The sequence below is a fragment of the Micrococcus sp. KT16 genome, from assembly GCF_003315015.1.
Classification (GTDB): domain Bacteria; phylum Actinomycetota; class Actinomycetes; order Actinomycetales; family Micrococcaceae; genus Micrococcus; species Micrococcus luteus.
Window position 1 is genome coordinate 128,305 of the sequence record NZ_QNRG01000003.1, and the last position, 22,824, is coordinate 151,128.

Here is a 22,824-nt window from a genome sequence, read left to right on the forward strand (position 1 = left end):
TCCGCGTCCGGCGGACGCGCCCGCATGCGAAAGACCCCGCCGATCAGGAGGACGCGCGTGACCCGAGGGCTCCGTGCGACGCCTGCCTGACTCACCGGCGGGGCGGGAATGCTCCGACGAGTCTATCCGGGCGGCGTGCGTCACACCAAAGGCGGCCGCTACGCCGAGGGCGGAGCGGCCGGGAGGGCTCAGACCTTGCGGCAGGTCTCGACGACGCCGGAGTCGCCCCGCACCACGGTGCGCACGTCCACGGTGTAGCGCTGCTGCGCGTCCGAGGGGGAGTCCCGCCGGTCGGCCGGCAGGGTCTCCAGGCGGACGGTGCGGAAGCCGACGGGGGCGGCGTGGGAGTCGGTGACGAGCACATCGCACTCGGCCTGCACGCCCTCCGGGACGGAGGCTTGGAAGGTGACGGTCGCGTGGCCGTCGTCCTCGATGGTGAAGCCGACGTCCTTGTACTCGATGGCGCCCACGGACATGTTCAGGCCGATCCACACGGACAGCAGCACGGCCACGACCAGCCCGAGCCCGCCGAGGCCCGCCCACAGCCGACGACGGCCCGGACGCGTGTGGTCCGTGCCGTACCGGTTGGCTAATGTGGGGTCCTGCGCGCGGACCGCGGGGGCGTGGTGAGACATCCCCTCCACCCTAGCCGCTGCCCGCCGCCGGAGGCCGATGACGACGTCGGCCTGGACCCCTCACGCCGCCGCCCCCGCGGCGGCCCCGCCATCCGGACAGGAGTGTGCGATCCCCGTGACCGATCAGACCCCCCAGGCCCAGCCCGCCGCAGGCACCGCCCTGCCGCCCTCCACCGGGCTGCGTCTCATGGCGGTGCACGCCCACCCGGACGACGAGTCCTCGAAGGGGGCCGGCACGATGGCCGCCTACGCGGCGGCCGGGGCCGAGGTCATGGTCGTCACGTGCACCGGCGGCGAGGCCGGCACCCTGCTCAACCCGTCGTTCGGGGACACCACCCGGGCGGACCGGGACATCGCGGCCGTGCGCCGCGAGGAGATGGCCGAGGCCGCGGGCATCCTCGGCATCCGGCACGCCTGGCTCGGCTTCCTCGACTCGGGCCTGCCCGAGGGGGATCCGCTGCCCGCCCTCCCGGCGAACTGCTTCGCCGAGGTCTCGCTCCAGGATGCGGCGGCCCCGCTGATCTCGCTCGTGCGCCGGTTCCGCCCGCACGTGCTCATCTCCTACGACGAGGTCGGCGGCTACCCGCACCCGGACCACCTGCAGGCCCACGCCGTGACGATGGAGGCGTACCGGGCCGCGGGCCTCGCGGACGAGTACCCCGAGGCCGGGCCCGCGTGGGAGGTCTCGAAGGTCTACTACGACTGCGGCTTCAACCCGCGGAAGTTCCGCACGATGGCCGCGGTGGCCGAGGCCGACGGCGAGGACGTGCCGTTCGCCCGACGCCTGATGATGTTCGACGCGATGGACGCGATGCGCGAGGTGCTGCGCCGCCGCGAAGCCGGGGAGGACGTGCCCGACCCGGAGGTCATCCCGCCGTGGGTCACCGCGGACCACGACGTCACCACCCAGGTGGACGTCACCGGCTTCCTCGACGAGCGCGACGCCGCCCTGCGGGCGCACCGCACGCAGATCGACCCCGACGGCATGTTCTTCGACGCCCCCCACGACCTGCAGCGGCGCGCCTGGCCGTGGGAGGACTTCGCGCTGATCGACTCGCGCGTGCCCTCCGAGCTGCCGGAGCACGACCTCTTCGCCGGCCTGCGCTGAGTCGCCCCGGCTCGGGCCGTGCGGCCGGGGCCGGTAGAGTGGGGCGGCGTGACACCCCTGTCTGGCCTTCCCCTCGTCCTCACCGCGCTCGCGGCCGCGAGCCCCGCGCCGGTGCCCGCCGTCCCGGAGCCGACGCTGCGCCCCGGGCTCGAGGAGGCGGAGGTCACCCCCGGCATCGAGGGGTTCCTGTTCACCGCGCTCATGGTGGTCATGGCGATCATCGTCCTCCGCGTCATGGTCCGCTCGGTGCGCCGCGTCCAGCAGCGTTCCCCGGAGGCCGAGGCCATGCTCGTGGAGCGCCATCAGCAGCACCTGCCGGACGAGGTCCGCGCGGGCGGCGAGCACCTGGACGCGGACTCCGAGGACCGGCTGCGCCGCCTGCAGGAGAAGTACCCCGGCTACCTCCAGGCGCCGGCCCCGGAACCCCAGGCCCCGGACACCGGACGCGACTGACCGTCGTCGGGCCCGCGCACGCCCGAGACTCGACGCCGGAGACTCCACGCCCGAACCCTTGAGGCCCGCAGACGCGCCGCTATGGCATGGACGTAGCGGCGCGTCTGCGGGCCTCGGCGCTGCCCGGCGGGGCCCAGACCCCCGTCCTCGACACGCTCAGGCGACGACGAGCACCGCCCGGTAGATGGCGACGGCGTGGCACACGAAGCCGGCCACCGTGAAGGCGTGGAACAGCTCGTGGAAGCCGAACCACTCGCGGTGGATCGTGGGGGCCTGCAGCGCGTAGAAGACCGCGCCCGTGATGTACGCGACGCCGCCGGCCACGATCAGCCACCCCGCCGCCGCATCCGCGGCGAAGAAGTCGCCCAGGTAGAGCAGCGCCGCCAGCCCGAGGGCCACGTACACCGGCGTGTAGAGCCAGCGCGGCGCGTCCGTCCACAGCACCCGGAACGCGACGCCGGCCACGGCCCCCACCCACACCAGGGTGAGCAGCACGCGCGCCCGGTCCGGAGCCAGCAGGGCCAGGGAGAGCGGCGTGTAGGTGCCGGCGATGACCAGCATGATGTTCGTGTGGTCCAGCCGCTTGAGGACACGGGAGACCACCTCGTTCCACTGCACCAGGTGGTACGTCGCCGAGACCGCGAACAGCAGCAGGCCCGTCACGGCGTAGACCGCGCTGGCCCACCGCAGCGTCGCGGTCGGCGCGAGCACGATGAGCACGATGCCGGCCGCGAGCGTCAGCGGCGCCATGACCGCGTGGATCCAACCGCGCAGTCGGGGCTTGTACAGCGGATGGTCGGGGTCGCGGATGCGCTCGATGCGCCAGCGCAGGCGACGGGCGGCGTCGGTCTCGCGGAGGGGTGTCACAGGGTCCATGCCTCCATTGTCGTCGGTCGGCCCGGGGCCGGGGCACGGGATGGTCGCTGTGTGCCGCGCGCGTATCCTGGAGGCTCGCAGGACCGTCCGAGAGGGGAGCGCGCCGTGGGTCGACCCGAGGCCTTCTACCGCCTGTACGAGCGGCGGCTGACGCGCGGCCTGGACCCGGAGCGCCTGCCCCGGCACATCGGCGTGCTGGTGGACGGCAACCGTCGCTGGGCCCGCGCGTTCGGGGCGTCCACGCAGCAGGGCCACCAGGCCGGAGCTGAGCGCATCCTCGACTTCATCGGCTGGTGCGACGAGGCCGGCATCCCCGTGGTCACGCTCTACATGCTCTCCACCGAGAACCTGCGGCGTCCGGCGGAGGAGCTCGCCCCGCTCCTGGAGATCATCCAGACGACGGCGGAGCGCCTCGCCCAGCCGGCCGAGGGCCGCGCCCCCGTCTGCGTGCAGCCGGTCGGCGCGGTGGACCTGCTCCCCGAGCCCATGGCGCGACGGCTCGCCGAGGTCGCCGAGCAGACCAAGGGCCACGACGGCGTGCACGTGAACGTGGCCGTGGGCTACGGGGGCCGCCAGGAGATCCTCGACGCCGTGCGCGAGCTGCTGCGGGACGAGCACGCCCTGGGCCACAGCGCGGCGGAGGTGGCCGAGTCCGTCACCGTCGAGCAGATCGCGGACCGGCTCTACACGCGCGGCCAGCCGGACCCGGACCTGGTCATCCGCACGTCCGGGGAGCAGCGGCTCTCCGGGTTCCTGCTCTGGCAGTCCGCGTACTCGGAGTTCTACTTCTGCGAGGCCATGTGGCCCGCGTTCCGCAAGGTCGACTTCCTGCGTGCCCTGCGCGACTACGGCAGCCGTCAGCGCCGGTTCGGCACCTGACGGTCGGCGCGGCCCCACCACAGGCCCAGCAGCACCCCGACGACGGCCCCGGCCAGGTGGCCGGTCCACGAGATGCCGGGTGCCGGCAGCAGGCCGATCAGGCTCGAGCCCAGGTGCGTGAGGGCAACGAGCACGGAGACGACGACCGCCCCGATCCGCCGCACCGCGACCCCGTAGACGATCAGGAACGCGATCAGCGCGTACACGATCCCGGAGGCGCCGATGTGCACGCCCGGGGTGCCGATCACCCAGGTCAGCAGGCCCGAGCCCAGCCAGGCGCAGACGAGCAGGGCCACCGGCCGGCGCGAGACCAGGGCGGCCAGCGGACCGAGGACGAGCAGCGCCGTCGTGTTGCCGATCAGGTGGGCCCAGCCGGCATGCAGCACGGGGGAGAACAGGACCCCGTCGAGGCCGTCGAGGCGTCGGGGGATCAGGCCCACGCCGGGGATGATCACCCGGCCGAGGAAGATCAGCACGAACTGCGCGACCCACATGGCCGCGATCAGCACGGCGGTGGGCGCGACGGCGCCCAGCAGGCGGCCGCCGGCGCGCTCGGCCAGGGTCGGGGCGGGGGCCGGGCCGCCCGGCAGATCGGGCAGGCCGGGGGACGGGCGGTGCATGCTCAAGGGCCCTCCTGTGGACGGGGAGCGGGCGGCCGTCGGGACGTCGGCGGCGCGTCTCCAGTGTAGGGAGCGCGGGACGCCGGGGCCGTGGCGGAGCCCGGACGGACCGTCACCGTGACTTCATCCCGGGTTCACCGTGCCGGGACCCGGCGGACGACGCCGCTTCCTAGCGTGGACCGTGGGCGGACCCCCGTCCGCACGGTTCACCGGCACAGGAGGCAGACATGGTGGCAGAGCTCGTGGAGCACGCGCAGACCCGGCAGGAGCCGTCGAGCCGGCCGGGCCAGGCGCGTGCCGAGGCGGGGGCGGCGGAGGCGACCGGCCTGCGGACCTACGTGGTGGACACGTCCGTGCTGCTCTCGGACCCGCGCGCCCTGCTGCACTTCGCCGAGCACGAGGTGGTCCTGCCGCTCGTGGTGGTCTCGGAGCTTGAGGCCAAGCGCGCCGACCCCGACCTCGGCTACGACGCGCGCACGGCCCTGCGCCTGCTCGACGACCTGCGCGGCCGCCACGGCGCGCTGGACCAGCCCGTGCCGATCACCCCCGAGGGCGGCACGCTGCGGATCGAACTGAACCACGTGTCCGTGGACGTGCTGCCCCTGGGCATCCGCGGCACGGACAACGACTCCCGCATCCTCGCCGTCGCGAAGGCGCTCGCGGACGAGGGCGCCATGGTCACGGTCGTGTCCAAGGACCTGCCGATGCGCGTGAAGGCGGCGGCCATGGGCCTCGCCGCGGACGAGTACCGCCACGAGCTCGTGCGTGACTCGGGCTGGCGCGGCACCGTCTCCCTCAGCGTGGCGCAGGAGCGGCTGGACGCCCTCTACGACGACGGCGAGGTCGACCTGGCCGGCGTCCCGCTGGGGACCCTGACCGGCACGGGCGTCGAGACCGGGCCGGAGGAGGCCCCGGCCGAGGCGGACCGCCTGCCGGTCAACACGGGGCTGGTGCTCACCGCGCCCCGGGGCTCCGCCCTGGCCCGGGTCGGCGAGGGCGGCCGAGCCTGCCTGGTGCGCGGGGACCGCGACGTGTTCGGCCTGCACGGCCGTTCCGCCGAGCAGCGGCTGGCCATCGAGCTGCTGACGGATCCGAGCGTGGGCATCGTCTCCCTCGGCGGCCGCGCGGGCACCGGCAAGTCCGCGCTGGCGCTGTGCGCGGGCCTCGACGCCGTGATGGAGCGCCGCGAGCACCGCAGGGTGGTCGTGTTCCGCCCGCTGTACGCCGTCGGCGGCCAGGACCTCGGCTACCTGCCCGGCTCCGAGGGCGACAAGATGGGCCCGTGGGCGCAGGCCGTGTTCGACACCCTGGGTGCGCTGGTCTCCCCGTCCGTGGTGGACGAGGTGGTGGACCGCGGGATGCTGGAGATCCTGCCGCTGACGCACATCCGCGGCCGCTCGCTGCACGATGCGTGGGTGATCGTGGACGAGGCGCAGTCGCTCGAGCGGAACGTGCTGCTCACGGTGCTGAGCCGGATGGGCCGCAACTCGAAGGTCGTGCTGACCCACGACGTCGCCCAGCGGGACAACCTGCGCGTGGGCCGGCACGACGGCATCGCGGCCGTGGTGGAGCGCCTCAAGGGCCACCCGCTGTTCGGACACGTGACGCTGACCCGTTCCGAGCGCTCCCCGATCGCCGCGCTGGTCACGGACCTGCTGGAGGAGGGCCGGGCCTGAGCCGGGCGGCGGGGTCGGTCATGAAAAAGGGGCCGCTGCCGAAGCAGCGGCCCCCGGCGGGGGTGCTCGGCCCCGCGGAGGGGGGGATGGGGGACCGAGGAAGCCCGCCACCATGGCCCCTTTGAAACGGGATTGAGGCCATGGGGTCTGTGTGAGCCCCGTACGTCCATCAGACGGCCGGAAGCTCGTGACTTCACAGTAGACCCACGCGAGGGCTCGTCGCAATGGGCGGCTCCGGTTGCGCTGTGGGCAGAACACCGGGTGGCCGGACCGTGAACGCGAGGTGGCCGGATCGCCCTGTGGACGACGGCCCGGCGGGTGCGCCGCCCGGCCTAGGCTGGGCGCATGAGCGGGGTGGGATGGGCGTGGACGCACGGCGCGCCGGCGACGGCGGTGCTGTGGTCCCTGGGACTGGTGTGGTTCGCGGTGTGCTCGGGCGTGCTCGTGCGCACGGACCTGCGCGAACATCGGCTGCCGAACCGATGGACGCTGCGGCTGGCGCTGGGCGGGTTGGCGATGATGACCGGGGGAGCGCTGCTGGCGGGCCGGGGTGACCTGGCCCTCTGCAGCCTGCTGGGCGGTCTCGGCTACACCGTGGCGATGCTCGCGCTGCACGTGCTCAGCCGCGGCGGCCTCGGGATGGGGGACGTGAAGCTCGCCGGCGGGCTGGGCGTGTACACGGGGGTGCTCGGTCCGACGGCGGTGCTCGCCGCCGGGGTGGGCGCGATCCTGCTCGGCGGCGTCGTGGCGGGGCTGCTGGTCCTCGCGGGCCGGGCGACGGGGCGAACGGCGCTGCCGTTCGGGCCGGCGATGGTGGCGGCGGCCGCCGGAGTGCTGGTGCTGGCGTGAACGACGAGCGGCCGCCCTCCGCACGGGAGGACGGCCGCTCGGCGTCGTGGCCCGGGAGGCGGCGTCGCGCCGCTCACCGAATCCGCCGGATCACTCCGGGTGGGTCATGGACATGGTGTCCAGGGCCTTGTCCAGCTGCTCCTCGGTGATCTCGCCGCGCTCGACGTAGCCGAGGTCCACGACGGCCTCGCGCACGGTCATCTTGTTCGCGACGGCGTGCTTGGCGATCTTGGCGGCGGCCTCGTAGCCGATCACCTTGTTCAGCGGGGTCACGATGGACGGCGAGGCGCCGGCGAGGAAGGCGCAGCGCTCCTCGTTGGCCTCGATGCCGTCGATCATCTTGTCCGCCATGACGCGCGTCGTGTTGGCCAGCAGGCGGATGGACTCGAGCAGGTTGGCGGCCATCACGGGGATGCCCACGTTGAGCTCGAACGCGCCGTTGGTGGAGGACAGGGAGACGGTGGTGTCGTTGCCGATCACCTGGGCGCACACCATGATCGCGGCCTCGCAGATCACGGGGTTGACCTTGCCCGGCATGATCGAGGAGCCCGGCTGCAGGTCCGGGATGGCGATCTCGCCGAGGCCGGTGTTCGGGCCGGAGCCCATCCAGCGCAGGTCGTTGTTGATCTTCATGAGCGAGAACGCGATGTTCCGCAGCTGGCCGGAGGCCTCCACGAGGCCGTCACGGTTGGCCTGGGCCTCGAAGTGGTTGCGGGCCTCGGTCAGCGGCAGACCGGTCTCCTCGGCGAGCAGCTCGATCACGCGGGCGGAGAAGCCCTTCGGGGTGTTGATGCCGGTGCCCACGGCGGTGCCGCCGAGCGGGACCTCGGCCACGCGCGGCAGCGCGGACTGGATGCGCTCGATGCCGTAGCGGACCTGCGCGGCGTAGCCGCCGAACTCCTGGCCCAGGGTCACCGGAGTGGCGTCCATGAGGTGGGTGCGGCCGGACTTCACGACGCCGGCGAAGGCCTCCGCCTTCTTCTCGAGGGAGACGGCCAGGTGGTCCAGCGCCGGGACGAGGTCGTTCACGAGGGCGGCGGTGACGGCCACGTGCACGGAGGTCGGGAACACGTCGTTCGAGGACTGGGAGGCGTTGACGTGGTCGTTGGGGTGCACCTCGTCCTCGGAGCCGGCCTCCTTCAGTGCGCGGGTGGCGAGGGTGGCGAGCACCTCGTTGGTGTTCATGTTCGAGGAGGTGCCGGAGCCGGTCTGGAACACGTCGATCGGGAACTGGTCGTCGTGGTCGCCGGCGATGACCTGGTCCGCGGCGGCGACGATGGCGTCCGCGCGCTCCTGCGAGATGATGCCCAGCTCGGCGTTCGCCTTGGCCGCGGCCTTCTTGACCTGTGCGAGGGCGTGGATGTGGGCGGGCTCGAGGCCCTTGCCGGAGATCGGGAAGTTCTCCACGGCGCGCTGGGTCTGCGCACGGTAGAGCGCGTTCACCGGCACCTTCACCTCGCCCATGGTGTCGTGCTCGATGCGGAACTGCTGATCGGTGTTCTCTGCGGTCATGGTCACATCCTAGGACGGCGCGGGCGCCCGGTGCCGCACCGGACGCCCGGCGTCGTCAGACCGCCAGGTCGCCGTGCACGCGGCCCGGCCGCGCGGTGCCCTCGGAGAGCGAGTAGGTGAGCCCGACGACGGCGGTGCGCCCCGACTCGACGGCCGCGCGGACGGACTGCGAGGTCTCCAGGAGGTGGTCGCAGGTCTGGTCCACGTGCTCGGCCACGAACTCGTCGACCTCCTCCAGGCCGCGGCGGCGCCCGGCCAGCACGGACGGGATGATGCGCTCCACGAGGGGGCGCACGAAGCCGCGTGGCATGGTGCCGGAGATGTAGGACTCGACCGTCGCCGTGACGGCGCCGCACGAGTTGTGGCCCAGGACGATGACGAGCGGGATCTCCAGCACGTCCACGCCGTACTCGATGGAGCCCAGCACGGCGTCGTCGATCACGTGGCCGGCCGTGCGCACCACGAACACGTCGCCGAGGCCGAGGTCGAAGATGATCTCGGCCGCCAGGCGCGAGTCGGCGCAGCCGAAGATCACGGCGACGGGGGCCTGGCCGGCCGTCAGGTCGCTGCGCCGCTCGGCGTTCTGGTTCGGGTGGCTCGGCTCGCCCGCCACGAAGCGGCGGTTGCCCTCGGCGAGGACCTCCCACGCCTCAGCAGGCGTGAGGTCGGAGGTGGGGACGACGACGTCGGGGGCCGGCGTCGTCTCGGGGCGGGTGTGGGGGGTCATTGTGTCTCCTTCGCGACGCCGTGCGCCAGGTCTTCGAGGACGGCGCGGTCGCCGGTGGTGGTCAGCACCACGGTGCTGCCGTCCACCTCCGCCACGAGCCGTCGCTCCGGCTTCTTCGGATCGGCGTGGAGGTCCCACGCGATCCCGTCGATCTCGATCGTCTCCGACGTCGGGACCTGGTCCACCCGCAGGCTCACCCAGGTGGGGTCGACGTCCTCGGCCTGCTGCAGGCCCGCGAACACCGTGTCCGTGACCACCCAGCCGACGTCCCACGTGGAGACGCCGTCCAGCTTCTGCAGGCGGGCGTAGTTGGCGTACCAGGACTCCGGCACCTCGGGCGCCAGGGCCGGCAGGTCGCCGTCGTCGTGGGGGACCGTGGCGGCCTCGGCGGCGACGTCGACGCGGTCCTCGCGGGGCCGCTGCGGCGGCTCCGGGTTGAGCAGGAGGACCACGGCCACGATCGCCAGCAGAGCCACCAGGGAGAGCACCATGGCCATCCACGGCTGCCGGGCCCGCTGCGCCTGCGTGGCGGTCAGGACGGGGCGGGGGGCGGGGGAGTGGGGGTCGGCGGAGCTCACGGTCAGCATTGTGCCACCCGCGGGAGACCGCCCCCGTAGGATGAGGACCGGGGCAGAGCCGCCCTCACGCCCCGTCCCGTGCGGACGGAGCGCCGCGAGCAAGGATCGGAGCAGCGATGACCAGCGCGTCCTCGGAGAAGACCGGCTACGAGAATCACGTCCCGGACCGCAACCTGGCCATGGAGTTGGTGCGGGTGACCGAGGCGGCGGCCATCGCCGCGAGCCCCTGGGTGGGCTACGGGGACAAGAACAAGGCGGACGGCGCCGCGGTGGACGCGATGCGCGCGTTCATGGACACCGTGGCCATGGACGGCACCGTGGTGATCGGCGAGGGCGAGAAGGACGAGGCCCCCATGCTGTTCAACGGCGAGCAGGTCGGCGACGGCTCCGGCGCCGCCGTGGACGTGGCCGTGGACCCGATCGACGGCACCCGCCTGACCGCCATGGGCTACAACAATGCGCTCTCCGTCTTCGCGGTGGCCGAGCGCGGCACCATGTTCGACCCGTCGGCCGTGTTCTACATGGACAAGCTCGTGGTGGGCCCCGAGGCCGCCGACTTCGTGGACATGCGCCTGCCGGTGAAGCAGAACGTGAACCTCGTGGCCAAGGCCCTGGACAAGCCCGTCTCGCAGGTGACCGTGTGCGTGCTGGACCGCCCCCGCCACGAGGGCCTGGTCAAGGAGATCCGCCAGGCCGGCGCCCGCGTGAAGTTCATCCTGGACGGCGACGTCGCTGGCGCCATCGCCGCCGCCCGCCCGGACACCGGCGTGGACATGATGATGGGCGTCGGCGGCACCCCCGAGGGCATCGTCACCGCGTGCGCGATCAAGGCCACCGGCGGCATCATCCAGGGCCGCCTGGCCCCCACCGACGACGCCGAGAAGCAGAAGGCCCTCGACGCCGGCCTCGACCTCGACGCCGTGCTGACCACGAACGAGCTGGTCACCTCCGACCACTGCTACTTCGCGGCCACCGGCATCACCGACGGCGACCTGCTGCGCGGTGTGCGCTTCGCCGACGGCCGCGTGCACACGCAGTCCATCGTGATGCGCTCGTCGTCCGGCACGGTCCGCACCGTGGACGCCGAGCATGACGTGAAGAAGTGGTCCAAGTGGCTGGAGGACCGCGACGCCCGCTGAGCCCGCGGGCCGGTCTGCCGGGCTCAGCCCCGCGGCAGGCCGGCCACGTGCACCGTCGCCGGGGCGCCGGCCGCGGCGCGGACGGCCAGCGGGCCGGACGCCGTCTCCGCGGCGGGTAGGAACACGGCCTCGCCCGGGCCCAGCTCGATCTCCTGGCCTGCCAGGGCCAGGCTCGCCGTGCCGCGGGTGACCACCGCGATCCCGGGCCCGTGCACGTCGAGCCCGTGGACGGCGTCGTCCTCGAGCGTGGCCTGGAGCAGCTCGAACTCCTCGAACGGCGGGCGGAAGGCCACCACGGAGTCGGCCACGCGCTCGGGCTCGGTGGAGGGCACCGGCAGCGCCTCGAAGGTGACCACGCGGCGCAGCTCGGGCACGTCCATGTGCTTCGGGGTGAGCCCGCCGCGCAGCACGTTGTCCGAGGCCGCCATGACCTCCACGCCCAGCCCGTGCAGGTACGCGTGCACGTTGCCGGCGGGCAGATGGATGGCCTGACCCGGGGCCAGGTCCACGCGGTTGAGCAGGATGGCCACCACCACGCCGGGGTCGTCCGGGTGGTGCTGGGCGGCCTCGAGGGCCGTGGCCAGCGAGGGGTCGCGCTCGGCCAGGTCCGGCGCAGCCCGCAGCACGTCCACGACCTGCGCCACGGCGCCGGGGGCGCCCCACACGGAGTCCGGGTCGAGGATCGAGGTGAACGCGTCCTCGAGGTCCCCGGCGGCGAGGGCCTGGCTGATCCGGGCGGCGGCGACGGCGACGGCGGACGTGTCCCCGTCCGCCCGCTCCGTGAGGGCGCGGGCCAGGGCCTCGAAGCTGTCCGAGGAGACCTCGGGGGAGCGGAAGCCGCACATCGCCGAGAAGGGGGTCAGCGCGAGCAGCATCTCCGGCTTGTGGTTCGCGTCCTTGTAGTTGCGCTGCGGGGCGTCGACCGGCACGCCGGCGGCCTCCTCCGCGGCGAAGCCCGCGCGGGCCTGCTCCAGGGTGGGGTGCGCCTGGATGGACAGCGGGGCGCCCGCGGCGAGCAGCTTCATGAGGAAGGGCAGCCGGCCCTCCGGCGCGACGGGCCCGAGGCAGCGCTCCGGGTCCGCGGCCACCACCTCGTCCAGGCCGATGTGGGCGCCGTCCGCCACGACGGCGACGCACGGGGCGCCCGGATGGTCGCCCAGCCACAGCTCGGCCTCGGGGCGGCCGGTGGGCTCGCGTCCCTGCAGGTCGGCGAGGAGCGTGGGGGAGCCCCAGGCGTAGTCACGGATCACGGGCTTCAGGACGTGCATGCGCCCAGCCTAGGTCAGCCCGTCGGCCCGCGCGTCGCGCCTCACGGGGCGGGGGCGCACAGCCCGTTCGTCGAGGACGCGTGGTTCAGCACGTCCTCCTGGCCCAGGTCCTCGGCCGTCATCAGGTCCTCGGCGGTGAAGGGCTCGCCGTCGGTGCGGGTCGGCGGGGCCGGCCACGTGGCCGGGTCGTCCTCGTCGACGTCGGGGGCCTGCGTCTCCTGCGCGACGACGGCCAGCACGGTGAGCAGCGGCGTCGCCGAGACCCCGGTCGGCTCCGATCCGGCGGTCGGGGACTCGGCGGCCAGCATCTCGTCCACGCGGCGGTGGACGAGGTCGTAGTCGGGGTAGGTGGTGAAGTGGGTGCCCGTGTCGCCGAAGTCGGGCGGGCCGATGGTCAGCCGCCGCATCTTCTGGCCGCGCGAGCGCTCGGCGAGGTCCGCGAACGTGCCGAGCTGGGACTGCGGCAGGTCGGTGGTCACGATCTGCTGGCCCGCCGCGAGGATCCCCTCGAAGCGGGTGAGCACGGTGGCGGGGCTGAACTGCTCCAGCATCGCCGCCTGCATGCACTGCTGCCGGCGGATGCGGGCGTAGTCGGTGGACCAGTGCCGGGAGCGGGCGAAGGCGAGCGCGTCGTCGCCGTTGAAGTGGTGGGTGCCCGGCTCCCACCAGATGTTGCCCCAGGCGCCGTCGGGCCGGACGCCGCGGTGCACCACGTAGCCGCCGCTGACGACGTCCACCCCGCCCATGGCGTCGATCAGCTGGGCGAAGCCGCCCATGTCCATGAGGGCGTAGCCGGAGACGTCCAGGCCGAGGATGCCGCCGGCGGCGTCCTTCATGGCCTCGGCGCCGGGGTGTTCGGCGTCCGGGTAGAGGTCTGCGTGATGCTCCTCCACGTCCGTGTAGAGGGCGTTGAGGATGCACTCGTCGCCGCAGTCGAAGCCGTTCGGGTACACGTCCCACAGTGGGGAGCCCTCGACGAACGGCGCGTTCTGGAGGTTGCGGGGCAGGGAGAACATCACGATGGCGCCGGTGCGGGCGTCCACGGAGACCACGTGCATGGAGTCCGGGCGCAGCCCCTGGCGGCCTTCGCCGGCGTCCGCGCCCAGGACCAGGATGTTGTAGCGGCCCTCGGCCTCCGGGACGGCCGGCCCCTCCTGGAAGACCTCGCCGAGCGCCCCGCGGCTCGTGTTCGCCGCCCAGCCGCCGTAGAGCAGGGCGCCGCTGGTGAGCACGAGCGCGAGCGCGGTGACCGCCGCCGTGATCTTCCGCGCGCCGGGGGCGAGCAGGTGCGGCCGGATCAGCCGGAACGTGTCCACCCACAGCACCGCCCAGCCCACCGCCAGCGCCGCCAGGACCACCGCCAGCCCGAGCAGCACGCCGTCCCGGGCCATGAGCGAGATCAGGCTCGCGCGGGAGACCAGCCACCACAGCAGCCCGAGGATCAGCACGGCCCACACGGTGACGGTGACCCGCAGCGCCACGCGGCCGAGCCGGCGGCTGCCGGCGACGAGCTGGGCGCCGCCGGGGACCAGCAGGGTCAGGGCGGTGAGGATCAGCGCCCGGCGGGTGCGCTCGGTGGGGGAGGCGACGCGTGGATCTCGGAGCGGGTCGGGCTGCGCGTGACCGGCGGGCACGGATCCGGTGGCGGGCGACATCAGCGGTCGGCGGCCATCCGCTCGCGCAGGCGGGCCCCCTTGGCCCGGGCCTGGGCGTTGAGCTCGTCGGCGTGCTCGGCGAGGGCGGCGCGCAGGCGGTCGCCCTCCGCGGTGTCGGCCGAGGCGAGGATGCGGGCGGCCAGCAGGCCGGCGTTGCGGGCGCCGTCGATGGAGACGGTGGCCACCGGCACGCCGGCGGGCATCTGGACGATCGAGAGCAGGGAGTCCATCCCGTCCAGGCTCTTGAGCTTCACGGGCACGCCGATCACGGGCAGGGGGGTGACGGCGGCGAGCATCCCGGGCAGGTGCGCCGCGCCGCCCGCGCCGGCCACGATCACGCGGATGCCGCGCTCGTGCGCGCGGGCGCCGAACTCCACCATCTCGTGGGGCATGCGGTGCGCGGAGACCACGCCGACCTCGACGGGCACGTCGAGCTCGCGCAGGGCCTCGGCGGCCGCGCTCATCACGGGCCAGTCGGAGTCGGAGCCCATCACGACGGAGACGACCGGGGCGTCGTCCTGCAGGGGCTGGGCGGGGGACTGGGGCGTGGCGGTCATGGGCGGGCCTCCGTCTCGGTGCCGGTGGTGGGGGCGTCGTCGCGCAGCAGTGCGGCGGCGGACTCGGCGGTCCGCACGGCCTCCTCGAGGCTGAGGCCGTGGTCCGCGACGACGTTGACGTGACCGACCTTGCGGCCCGGGCGCACGTCCTTGCCGTAGAGGTGGACCTTGGCCTGCGGGTGGGCGGCGAGGGCCGCGACGCTGCCGGCGTGCAGGTCCTCGCGGGCGCCGCCGAGGACGTTCTTCATCACGACGCCGGCCCCGCGGGGGGCCGTCTCGCCCAGCGGCAGGTCGAGCACGGCGCGGACGTGCTGCTCGAACTGGCCGGTGACGGCGCCGTCCATGGACCAGTGGCCGGAGTTGTGGGGGCGCATGGCCAGCTCGTTCACCTGGAAGCCCGGGCCGACCCCCGGCGTCTCGAACAGCTCGACCGCGAGCATGCCGGTGACGTCCAGCTCCTCGGCGAGGCGGACGGCCGCGGCGGTCGCGGCCGCGGCGACGGCCGGGTCGAGGTCCTGGGCCGGGGCGACCACGAGGTCGCACACGCCGGCCACCTGGACCGAGTCGACGACGGGGTAGACGGCCACCTCACCGGAGGGGGTGCGCGCCACCTGCGCGGAGAGCTCACGGGAGAAGGGGACGAGGGCCTCGGCCAGCAGCGGGGCGATGCCGGCGCCGAGCCACGCGGCCAGGGTGCCGTCCGCGGCGGAGGCGCGGGCGTCGTCGGCGTCGTCGAGCTTGAGCACGCCCTTGCCGTCGTAGCCGCCGCGGGCGGTCTTGAGGATCATCGGCCAGCCGTGCTCGTCGCCGAAGGCGAGGACGGCCTCGAGGTCATCGACCGGCGCCCACGCCGGGTTCGGCAGGCCCAGCCGCTCGACGGCGGCGCGCATGACCAGCTTGTCCTGGGCGTGCTGCAGCGCCTCGGGGTCGGGGCGCACGACGACGCCGGCCTCCTGCAGGGCCCGCAGGTGCTCGGTGGGCACGTGCTCGTGGTCGAAGGTGACCACGTCCACCGTGGCCGCGAACGCGCGCAGGTCCGCCAGGTCCGTGTGGTCGCCGACCACGTGGGGGGCGACCTGGGCCGCTGACGCGTCCGGGGCCTCCGCGAGCACGCGGAAGGGCACGCCGAGCTCCGCGGCGGCGCCCGCCATCATGCGGGCCAGCTGCCCGCCACCGATCACACCGAGTCGAGGGGAAGTCACCCGGACAGGGTAGTCGGACCGGCTGAGAACTCCGTCACGGAGGGGTGGCCGATGCCGGATCCGAGGAGGGCGCGCGCCGGGGGCGCGGCTACAGTGTTCCCCAGCCCTGCGCGGGTCCGCCCCGCGTGCACACCCCCGTCCCGAACCGAGGAGTCCACGCCCATGCTGTCCGATCTCTGGGGCCGCCTGACCGGGATGGCCTCCCTGCTGTGGCGGGAGGTGGCCAAGTTCGGCACCGTCGGTGCGGCCGCGTTCGTGGTGGACTCGCTCGTCTTCTGGTGGATGATGACCGGCCCGCTCGAGGGGTCCAACGTCAAGGCCAAGATCGTGGGCGGCGTCGTCGCCACCCTGTTCAGCTGGGTCGCCAACCGCTACTGGACGTTCCGGGACAAGCGCTCCTCGAACAAGACGCGCGAGCTCGTGATGTTCCTGATCATGAACGCGATCGGGCTGGGCATCCAGGCCGGCTGCGTGGCGATCGCGCAGTACCTGATGGGCGTGACCGACCCGACCGGCCTGTTCATCGCCGGCAACGTGATCGGCCTGTTCTTCGGCACCGTGTTCCGCTACTTCGCCTACCGGTTCTGGGTGTTCAAGGAGAAGCTGGACGTGGAGCCCGGCTTCGCCAACGACCTCGCGATCATCACCGGCCAGATGCCCGTGCTGCGCGAGGACCAGCTGCCTCCGCACGGCCGGCACCACACCCCCGACGCCGGGGTCTGAGCGTCCCGGCCTGACCCCGCCGCCCCGTCAGGGGCGCACGGTCACCGCCCGGCCCGCGTCCCACGCCTCCAGCGCGGCCCGCACTCCCGCCCACGTCAGGCGGGGGCGCGGGCCGTCGTCGTCCGGGGCGACGTCGGCCCCGGCCGGGATCGACGCGGGCCGCACGTGGTCCACGGGGCCGGGCAGGGCGTCCGGCTGGGCGCGGATCTCGGCGGCCACGTCCACGACGGCCGGGTCGACGGCTGGGCCGTCGAACTCGGGCTCGAGGCCGCGCGGCAGGGCGACGGCGAACACGGCCACGGACGGGTCCGGCCACGCCTCGGGCCGGTCCGTGAGGACGGCGGCGGGGGAGTCGCCCTCGAGGGCGGGCTCGGCCTCGGCGCAGAGCACGCCGAGGGCGAGGGCGTGGGAGAGCCAGTGGACGGGCAGGTCCAGGGCGACGGCGTCGCCCGCGCCGATGCCCTCGGCGCCGAGCAGGCCCGCGAACTTGGCGGCCCAGTTCACGGTCACGCGGCCCGAGAGCTCGATGCGCTGGTCCACCGCGCCGGGCTCGTCCGGGGCCCCCGGCTCCTGGACGAGCGCGGGCCGCGGGGAGGAGGCGAGGCGGAGCACGAGGGGGCCGGTGGACCGGGGTGCGGAGAGGGAGACCATGGGCCCAGTGTGGCACCCGCTCGGTTTGACTCGGCACGAATCACACCGATGTAATGAACCCGGGCCAACGGTCCCGCCAGGAGGGGCCCGCCGGCTTGCCCGGCACCCGCGCGGACCGCATGGTCACCCGGCCCACAGCCGCCACGTCGATCCCGGGAAGAGGCGTCACACATGGAGCAGACCCAGCGAGTTGAGGACGCGCACCACGCCGATCCCGCGCCGGCGCCTCGTCCGCGGAGCGTCCCCAGCGACTGGTTCCTCGACCCCGCCGACCCGCAGGCCGGCGTCGCCGGCGCGAGCCTCGAGGATCAGGCGACCGCCTTCCTCACCGCCCACGACCTCGACGGCGAGACCGGCACCCCGGCCGCCACCGTCACCGCCCTCTTCCCCGGTGACGAGCGTCCGGTCGAGGCCGTGCCCGTCTCCGCCGACTGGGCCGCCATCCCGGGCGTGACCACCGAGCCCGTCGAGGGCGAGCTGGCCTGGCAGGCGGACGCCCTGTGCGCGCAGACGGACCCCGAGGCGTTCTTCCCGGAGAAGGGCGGCTCCACGCGGGACGCCAAGCGTGTGTGCGAGGCCTGCACCGTCAAGGACGCGTGCCTGGAGTACGCCATGGCGAACGACGAGCGCTTCGGCATCTGGGGCGGGCTCTCCGAGCGCGAGCGTCGCCGCCTGCGCCGCGCCCGCGCCTGACGCGCGGCGCCCGTCCACCGGGCGCGGTGCCCGGTGCGGACCGCCCGGCCCGGGCTCAGCCGCGGCCCCAGCTGGGGTCGAGCACCTGCGGGTCCACGCCCAGCGCGTCGGCGCAACGGCTCAGCGCCACCCCGTAGACGGCCCCCTCGAGGTCGGCCGGGTCGGCCGCGTCCCGCAGCGGCCGCTCGAACAGGGTGATCAGCACCCCGTCCCGGCCCTGCCGCTCGGCCCGCGCGAACAGCGCCTCCTCATCCCGTTCCCGGCCGGCGTGCAGCTCGCGCAGCCGCTCGTCGAGCCGGTCCGGGATGCGCTCCACCCGCGCGGTCACGTGCCGCAGCCCGGGCGCGTCCAGGGAGCCCAGCCGGTCCACCGCCTTCTCGACGGCGGTCAGCAGCGCCTCGCCCCGGCCCCGCTCCGAGCGTGCACCGAACGGGCGCGGATGCCGCAGCCCTCGGCCACGGCGGTCCCGACCGCCGCGCCCCGCGGGGGAGGAGACGCCGGCCTCGGCCGGGCCGCCCTCGACGCCCGGCTCGGCCCCCGCGGCGTCGCCCGCCCGGAACGGCAGGGGGTCGAGGGGATCGGAGGAGGCGGACGCGGTCATGCGCGCCATGGTAGGCCACCGCTCCGGGCCGTCCGCCGAGTAGGGTGGCGGGCGTGGGACCCATGCGACGCTGCAGCAAGACCGGATGCCAGAGCCCTGCCCTGGCCACGCTGACGTACAACTACGCGGACTCGCAGGTGGTCATCGGGCCCCTGTCGCGCCGGGCGGAGCCGCACACGTACGACCTCTGCGGCGAGCACGCTCGGCGCACCACGGCCCCGCGCGGCTGGGAGGTGCTGCGGCTGGAGCTGCCCGAGCACTACGAGGCCGTCGACGCGGACGGCGGCGTGCGCACGGTCCCCACCCGGCCCATGGCCGTCCCGCCGGCCCGCCCCGGGCTGCGCGTGGTGCGTGACGGGGACTGACGCGGCACGTGTCGTGCCGTCCGGGGCCTCGCTAGGCTGGAGGGCATGACTGAGACCTCCGCAGAGTTCCGCACCCCCGACGTCGACCCGGCCTTCGCCAACCGCACCACCGTGCCCGGTGCCTCGTTCGACTTCACGGTCCGGGACCTGTCCCTGGCCGAGGCGGGCCGCCACCAGATCCGCCTGGCCGAGCACGAGATGCCGGGGCTGATGTCCCTGCGCGAGGAGTACGGGGAGGCCCAGCCGCTCAAGGGCGCCCGCATCGCCGGCTCCCTGCACATGACCGTGCAGACCGCCGTGCTCATCGAGACCCTCATCGCCCTCGGCGCCGAGGTCCGGTGGGCCTCCTGCAACATCTTCTCCACGCAGGACGAGGCCGCCGCCGCCGTCGTCGTGGGCTCGGGCACCCCCGAGGACCCGCAGGGCGTGCCGGTGTTCGCCTGGAAGAACGAGTCCCTCGAGGACTACTGGTGGACCGCCTCGCAGATCCTCACCTGGCCGGGCGCGGACGAGGATCCGGAGCTCGGCCCCAACATGATCCTGGACGACGGCGGCGACGCCACCCTGCTGGTGCACAAGGGCGTCGAGTTCGAGGCCGCGGGCGCCGTGCCCAGCGCCACCGAGGACGACCCCGAGGAGTACCGGATCATCCTCGAGACGCTGCGCCGCTCGCTGGCCCGCGACCCGCAGCACTGGACCCGCACCGCCGGCACCCTGCGCGGCGTCTCCGAGGAGACCACCACGGGCGTGCTGCGCCTCTACCAGCTGGCGCAGGAGGGCCGCCTGCTCTTCCCGGCGATTAACGTGAACGACGCCGTGACCAAGTCCAAGTTCGACAACAAGTACGGCATCCGCCACTCCCTGCCGGACGGCATCATGCGCGCCACGGACGTGCTGATCGGCGGCAAGGTCGCCGTGGTCTGCGGCTACGGCGACGTCGGCAAGGGCGCCGCCGAGGCCCTGCGCGGCCAGGGTGCCCGCGTGATCGTCACGGAGATCGACCCGATCTGCGCGCTGCAGGCCGCGATGGACGGCTACCAGGTGGCCCGCCTCGAGGACGTGGTGGGCGAGGGCGACATCTTCGTCACCACCACCGGCGGCAAGGACATCATCATGGCCGAGCACATGGCCGCCATGAAGGACAAGGCCATCGTGGGCAACGTCGGCCACTTCGACAACGAGATCGACATGGCCGGCCTGGCCCGCATCCCCGGCGTCGTGAAGACGGAGATCAAGCCGCAGGTCCACGAGTGGACCCTGGACGGCGGCACGGAGGCCGAGCGCAGCATCATCGTGCTCTCCGAGGGCCGCCTGCTGAACCTCGGCAACGCCACTGGCCACCCCTCGTTCGTGATGAGCGCGTCCTTCACCAACCAGGTGATGGCGCAGATCGAGCTCTTCGGCGGCTCCACGGGCACCGGCGCCCTGACCGGCGAGCACTACGAGAAGCGCGTCTACACGCTGCCCAAGGTGCTGGACGAGAAGGTCGCCCGCCTGCACCTGGACGCCCTCGGCGTCGGGCTGACCGAGCTGACCAAGGCCCAGGCCGAGTACCTCGGCGTGGACGTGGCCGGCCCCTACAAGGCCGACCACTACCGCTACTGATCCCCGGCGCCCGCGGGCGGACGGACCCACTCGAGAGAGGCACGAGCATGGCGGCTTCCCATCAGGCCGGCCGCGGGCGCGACGAGCGCGCCGGGGCGGAGGACTTCGAATCCGGGCTGGACTACGGCGCGTTCGTCCAGGACGACGCCGCGGACGACCCGAACCGCACCCAGGCGCTGCCCGCCATGGACCGGGACGACGACGGCGGCGCCCAGCACACCTCGGCGCTCAGCCCCGAGGACCTCGCCGCGCTGCGCGGCGGGGACGCGGCGGCCGCGGACCGACGTGACGCCGACCGCCCGGCCGCGGACGCCGACCGCGACATCGTCGCCTCCCGGGCCGTGCCCGAGGGCGACCGGCGTCCGCTGCCCGGCGCCGACGAGCTCGGCCCGCTGAGCGCCGCCGTCGGGGCCCGCGCGGCGGGTTCGAGCGCCGCCGCCCCGGTCGACCGCTACCCCGAGGACGGCACCGCCGCCCCCGTGGCGCAGGCTGCGGCCCTGCAGGGCCCCACGCCGGAGGAGCGCGCGCGCCTGCCCAAGGCGGGTCCGCGCCTGGCGCAGGTGCTGCTGGCGATCCTCGCCCCGCTCGCCCTGCTGCTGGCCGCCGTCCGCCTCGTGGCGAGCCCGGTGTTCCTGTGGCTGGAGTACCACCGGCCCGGGTTCCCCGCGGACCGGTTCGGCTTCACCCTCGCCGACCGCATGCACTACGGCTCCGCCGGGCTGGACTACGTGACCAATCTGGCCGGGCCGCGGTATCTCAGCAGCCTCACGCACCAGGGCGCGCCCCTGTTCACCGAGGTCGAGGTCGACCACATGACGGACGTGAAGACCGTGCTGTGGATCGCCACCGCGGCGCTCGTGGTGCTCGTGGTGGTGTGCGCCCTGCTCATCGCGTCCCTGCTGCGCACCAGCCCCGGCGGGGTGCGCCGCGCCCTGTTCGCCGGCGCCGTGTGGCTGCCGCTCGCGGTGATCGCGCTCGCGGTCCTGGCGGTGCTGGGCTGGGAGACGTTCTTCGCCGGGTTCCACTCGCTGTTCTTCGCGGACGGCACGTGGACGTTCTCCGTGCAGGACGCGCTGATCCGCCTGTACCCGAGCCAGTTCTGGATCGACGCCGCCGCCGCGGTGGGCCTCATCAGCCTGCTGACCGCCCTGCTCACGCTCGTCTTCACCTGGCCAACGCGCCGCCGTCGCGAGCGCACCGCGGACCAGCGCAGTGCCTTCGAGTCCACGCGCCTGCGCTGGGCCCGCGAGGAGGACGCGCAGCTGCGGTGACGGGCCGCTGAGGCCCCCGCACGAACGCGCCCCGCCCCCCAGTGATGGGAGGCGGGGCGCGGTGCGTCCGGCGGGTGTGCGGGTCTCAGGAGGACGGGGACCCGTCCACGAACGGGTAGTCCGTGTAGCCGTGCGCCCCGCCCGTGTAGAACGTCGTCGGGTCCGGCTCGTTGAGGGGCAGCCCCTCGCGCCAGCGGCGCGCCAGGTCCGGGTTGGCGATCAGCTCGCGGCCCACGGCCACCGCGTCGGCCAGGCCGTCCTCCACGATCCGGCGGGCCTCCTCCAGGCCCGTGACCGCGCCGAAGCCGCTGTTGAGCACCAGGGGCCCGGAGAAGGACTCGCGCAGGTGCGCCGCGAGGTCACCGGCCACGTCCTGGTGGATGACGGACAGGTAGGCCAGGTCCAGGTCGGCGAGGCCGGCCAGGAGAGCGTCGTAGGTGGCCAGGACGTCCGCGCGGTCCTCCTCGATGGTGCCCTGCACGTTGTGCTCGGGGGAGATGCGCAGGGCGGTGCGCTCGGCGCCGATGGCCTGGGCGACGGCGCGCACCACCTCCACGGTGAGGCGCGCCCGGTTCTCGGGGGAGCCGCCGTAGGCGTCCTCGCGGGTGTTGCTGGAGGGCGCCAGGAACTCGTGGAGCAGGTACCCGTTGGCGCCGTGGACCTCCACGCCGTCGAGCCCGGCCTCGACGGCCCGGCGGGCGGCGTCGGCGAATTCGGCCACCACGCGGGGCAGCTCCTCCGTGTCCAGGGCGCTGGGCACCGGCCCCTCCATCTTGCCGCTGAACCCGCGCACCGGCACCCCGGGGGCGATGGCGCTGGGGGCCTCCGGCTCCGCGCCGCGCAGCAGGTCCGGATGGCACATGCGCCCGCCGTGCATGACCTGGACGAACACGTGTCCGCCGGCCTCGTGGACGGCCTGCGCCACGGCACGCCACCCGTCGGTCTGGGCGTCGTCGGCGAGGCCGGTCTGGCCGGGGAACGCCCGGCTGCGGAAGGAGGGGAAGGCGCCCTCGGTGACGAGCAGTCCGGCAGTGGCGCGCTGGGCGTAGTGCTCGGCGTGCAGCTCGGTGGGGACGCCGTCCTCGCCCGCCCTCTGGCGGGTCAGGGGGGCCATGACGATGCGGTTGTCCAGGCGCAGGGCGCCGACGTCCAGGGGGTCGAACAGGGAGGGCACGGTGGTT

At 74.1% G+C, this 22,824-nt stretch carries 24 protein-coding genes; 11 read left to right on the forward strand and 13 right to left on the reverse strand.

Features of this window, described 5'->3' with window-relative positions; genetic code table 11:
- Positions 1 to 188 precede the first annotated feature (188 nt).
- Positions 189 to 635, reverse strand: coding sequence for a DUF4307 domain-containing protein (locus DE149_RS04040; protein WP_002856530.1), 447 nt, complete (start codon positions 633 to 635; stop codon positions 189 to 191).
- A gap of 115 nt (positions 636 to 750) precedes the next feature.
- Between DE149_RS04040 and mca the strand changes: the two genes are divergently transcribed.
- Positions 751 to 1,743, forward strand: coding sequence for a mycothiol conjugate amidase Mca (mca, locus tag DE149_RS04045; RefSeq protein WP_080772541.1), 993 nt, complete (start codon positions 751 to 753; stop codon positions 1,741 to 1,743).
- A 48-nt stretch (positions 1,744 to 1,791) separates the two neighbouring features.
- The gene (locus DE149_RS04050) at positions 1,792 to 2,196 is read left to right on the forward strand and encodes a hypothetical protein (RefSeq protein ID WP_036316330.1); all 405 of its coding nucleotides are present in this window, start codon (positions 1,792 to 1,794) and stop codon (positions 2,194 to 2,196) included.
- Between the two features lie 156 nt (positions 2,197 to 2,352).
- On the opposite strand, the gene DE149_RS04055 is transcribed toward DE149_RS04050, so the two are convergent.
- Positions 2,353 to 3,072, reverse strand: a complete 720-nt coding sequence (locus tag DE149_RS04055) for a hemolysin III family protein (protein ID WP_073115952.1) — start codon at positions 3,070 to 3,072, stop codon at positions 2,353 to 2,355.
- Between the two features lie 105 nt (positions 3,073 to 3,177).
- On the opposite strand from DE149_RS04055, the gene DE149_RS04060 reads away from it, so the two are divergent.
- A complete protein-coding gene (locus tag DE149_RS04060; protein WP_041105013.1) occupies positions 3,178 to 3,951 on the forward strand; it encodes an isoprenyl transferase in 774 nt (257 codons plus the stop codon).
- Here the strand turns inward: DE149_RS04060 and DE149_RS04065 are convergent.
- Positions 3,930 to 4,571 carry a rhomboid family intramembrane serine protease gene (locus DE149_RS04065; protein ID WP_227717990.1) on the reverse strand — a complete coding sequence of 214 codons (642 nt, stop codon included), beginning with the start codon at positions 4,569 to 4,571 and terminating at the stop codon, positions 3,930 to 3,932. The two genes, DE149_RS04060 and DE149_RS04065, sit on opposite strands and share 22 nt — an antisense overlap.
- Before the next feature lie 227 nt (positions 4,572 to 4,798).
- Here DE149_RS04065 and DE149_RS04070 point away from each other — a divergent pair, with 227 nt between their 5' ends.
- Together DE149_RS04070 and DE149_RS04075 are read left to right on the forward strand one after the other, a co-directional pair.
- Positions 4,799 to 6,247, forward strand: coding sequence for a PhoH family protein (locus tag DE149_RS04070; RefSeq protein ID WP_078025758.1), 1,449 nt, complete (start codon positions 4,799 to 4,801; stop codon positions 6,245 to 6,247).
- 345 nt (positions 6,248 to 6,592) lie between these two features.
- Entirely contained in the window at positions 6,593 to 7,096 is a 504-nt protein-coding gene (locus tag DE149_RS04075) for an A24 family peptidase (RefSeq protein WP_041105007.1), read from the forward strand.
- Between the two features lie 90 nt (positions 7,097 to 7,186).
- Here the strand turns inward: DE149_RS04075 and DE149_RS04080 are convergent, their stop codons facing one another.
- Genes DE149_RS04080 through DE149_RS04090 form a run of 3 tightly spaced genes read right to left on the reverse strand, consistent with a single transcriptional unit; the run spans position 7,187 to position 9,922 of the window.
- On the reverse strand, positions 7,187 to 8,608 hold the full coding sequence (locus tag DE149_RS04080) for a class II fumarate hydratase (RefSeq protein ID WP_113913993.1): 1,422 nt from the start codon (positions 8,606 to 8,608) through the stop codon (positions 7,187 to 7,189).
- 55 nt (positions 8,609 to 8,663) lie between these two features.
- Positions 8,664 to 9,335 carry a carbonic anhydrase gene (locus DE149_RS04085; protein ID WP_002854504.1) on the reverse strand — a complete coding sequence of 224 codons (672 nt, stop codon included), beginning with the start codon at positions 9,333 to 9,335 and terminating at the stop codon, positions 8,664 to 8,666.
- A complete protein-coding gene (locus DE149_RS04090; RefSeq protein WP_113913994.1) occupies positions 9,332 to 9,922 on the reverse strand; it encodes a DUF4245 domain-containing protein in 591 nt (196 codons plus the stop codon). Before DE149_RS04090 ends, DE149_RS04085 begins: the two co-directional genes overlap by 4 nt.
- Before the next feature lie 107 nt (positions 9,923 to 10,029).
- Here DE149_RS04090 and glpX point away from each other — a divergent pair, with 107 nt between their 5' ends.
- Positions 10,030 to 11,052, forward strand: a complete 1,023-nt coding sequence (gene glpX, locus DE149_RS04095; protein ID WP_113913995.1) for a class II fructose-bisphosphatase — start codon at positions 10,030 to 10,032, stop codon at positions 11,050 to 11,052.
- A 23-nt stretch (positions 11,053 to 11,075) separates the two neighbouring features.
- Here the strand turns inward: glpX and manA are convergent, their stop codons facing one another.
- The 4 genes from manA to DE149_RS04115 are packed head-to-tail and all read right to left on the reverse strand — an operon-like array spanning position 11,076 to position 15,734.
- Positions 11,076 to 12,320: a mannose-6-phosphate isomerase, class I gene (gene manA, locus DE149_RS04100; RefSeq protein WP_113913996.1), complete on the reverse strand. Its 1,245-nt coding sequence runs from the start codon at positions 12,318 to 12,320 to the stop codon at positions 11,076 to 11,078.
- A gap of 41 nt (positions 12,321 to 12,361) precedes the next feature.
- Positions 12,362 to 13,975 carry an LCP family protein gene (locus DE149_RS04105; protein WP_113913997.1) on the reverse strand — a complete coding sequence of 538 codons (1,614 nt, stop codon included), beginning with the start codon at positions 13,973 to 13,975 and terminating at the stop codon, positions 12,362 to 12,364.
- Positions 13,975 to 14,532 (reverse strand): 5-(carboxyamino)imidazole ribonucleotide mutase, encoded by a 558-nt coding sequence (gene purE / locus DE149_RS04110; protein WP_049147836.1) that lies wholly within the window; start codon positions 14,530 to 14,532, stop codon positions 13,975 to 13,977. The genes DE149_RS04105 and purE overlap by 1 nt, the downstream gene beginning before the upstream one ends.
- The gene (locus DE149_RS04115) at positions 14,529 to 15,734 is read right to left on the reverse strand and encodes a 5-(carboxyamino)imidazole ribonucleotide synthase (protein WP_113913998.1); all 1,206 of its coding nucleotides are present in this window, start codon (positions 15,732 to 15,734) and stop codon (positions 14,529 to 14,531) included. Before DE149_RS04115 ends, purE begins: the two co-directional genes overlap by 4 nt.
- Before the next feature lie 162 nt (positions 15,735 to 15,896).
- Between DE149_RS04115 and DE149_RS04120 the strand changes: the two genes are divergently transcribed.
- Positions 15,897 to 16,457, forward strand: coding sequence for a GtrA family protein (locus DE149_RS04120; protein WP_113913999.1), 561 nt, complete (start codon positions 15,897 to 15,899; stop codon positions 16,455 to 16,457).
- Between the two features lie 27 nt (positions 16,458 to 16,484).
- Here DE149_RS04120 and DE149_RS04125 read toward each other — a convergent pair whose 3' ends face one another.
- Positions 16,485 to 17,108, reverse strand: a complete 624-nt coding sequence (locus DE149_RS04125; RefSeq protein ID WP_020628242.1) for a hypothetical protein — start codon at positions 17,106 to 17,108, stop codon at positions 16,485 to 16,487.
- 171 nt (positions 17,109 to 17,279) lie between these two features.
- Between DE149_RS04125 and DE149_RS04130 the strand changes: the two genes are divergently transcribed.
- Positions 17,280 to 17,801 carry a WhiB family transcriptional regulator gene (locus DE149_RS04130; RefSeq protein WP_061866907.1) on the forward strand — a complete coding sequence of 174 codons (522 nt, stop codon included), beginning with the start codon at positions 17,280 to 17,282 and terminating at the stop codon, positions 17,799 to 17,801.
- Between the two features lie 55 nt (positions 17,802 to 17,856).
- Here the strand turns inward: DE149_RS04130 and DE149_RS04135 are convergent, their stop codons facing one another.
- On the reverse strand, positions 17,857 to 18,402 hold the full coding sequence (locus tag DE149_RS04135) for a hypothetical protein (protein WP_227717921.1): 546 nt from the start codon (positions 18,400 to 18,402) through the stop codon (positions 17,857 to 17,859).
- 62 nt (positions 18,403 to 18,464) lie between these two features.
- Here DE149_RS04135 and DE149_RS04140 point away from each other — a divergent pair, with 62 nt between their 5' ends.
- The 3 genes from DE149_RS04140 to DE149_RS04150 are packed head-to-tail and all read left to right on the forward strand — an operon-like array spanning position 18,465 to position 21,643.
- The gene (locus tag DE149_RS04140; protein WP_020628239.1) at positions 18,465 to 18,767 is read left to right on the forward strand and encodes a DUF3499 family protein; all 303 of its coding nucleotides are present in this window, start codon (positions 18,465 to 18,467) and stop codon (positions 18,765 to 18,767) included.
- A 45-nt stretch (positions 18,768 to 18,812) separates the two neighbouring features.
- Positions 18,813 to 20,372 carry an adenosylhomocysteinase gene (gene ahcY, locus DE149_RS04145; RefSeq protein ID WP_230260086.1) on the forward strand — a complete coding sequence of 520 codons (1,560 nt, stop codon included), beginning with the start codon at positions 18,813 to 18,815 and terminating at the stop codon, positions 20,370 to 20,372.
- 47 nt (positions 20,373 to 20,419) lie between these two features.
- Positions 20,420 to 21,643 carry a DUF1461 domain-containing protein gene (locus tag DE149_RS04150; protein WP_113914000.1) on the forward strand — a complete coding sequence of 408 codons (1,224 nt, stop codon included), beginning with the start codon at positions 20,420 to 20,422 and terminating at the stop codon, positions 21,641 to 21,643.
- An 85-nt stretch (positions 21,644 to 21,728) separates the two neighbouring features.
- Here the strand turns inward: DE149_RS04150 and DE149_RS04155 are convergent, their stop codons facing one another.
- On the reverse strand, positions 21,729 to 22,817 hold the full coding sequence (locus tag DE149_RS04155) for an alkene reductase (protein WP_002854482.1): 1,089 nt from the start codon (positions 22,815 to 22,817) through the stop codon (positions 21,729 to 21,731).
- Between the last annotated feature and the right edge of the window lie 7 nt (positions 22,818 to 22,824).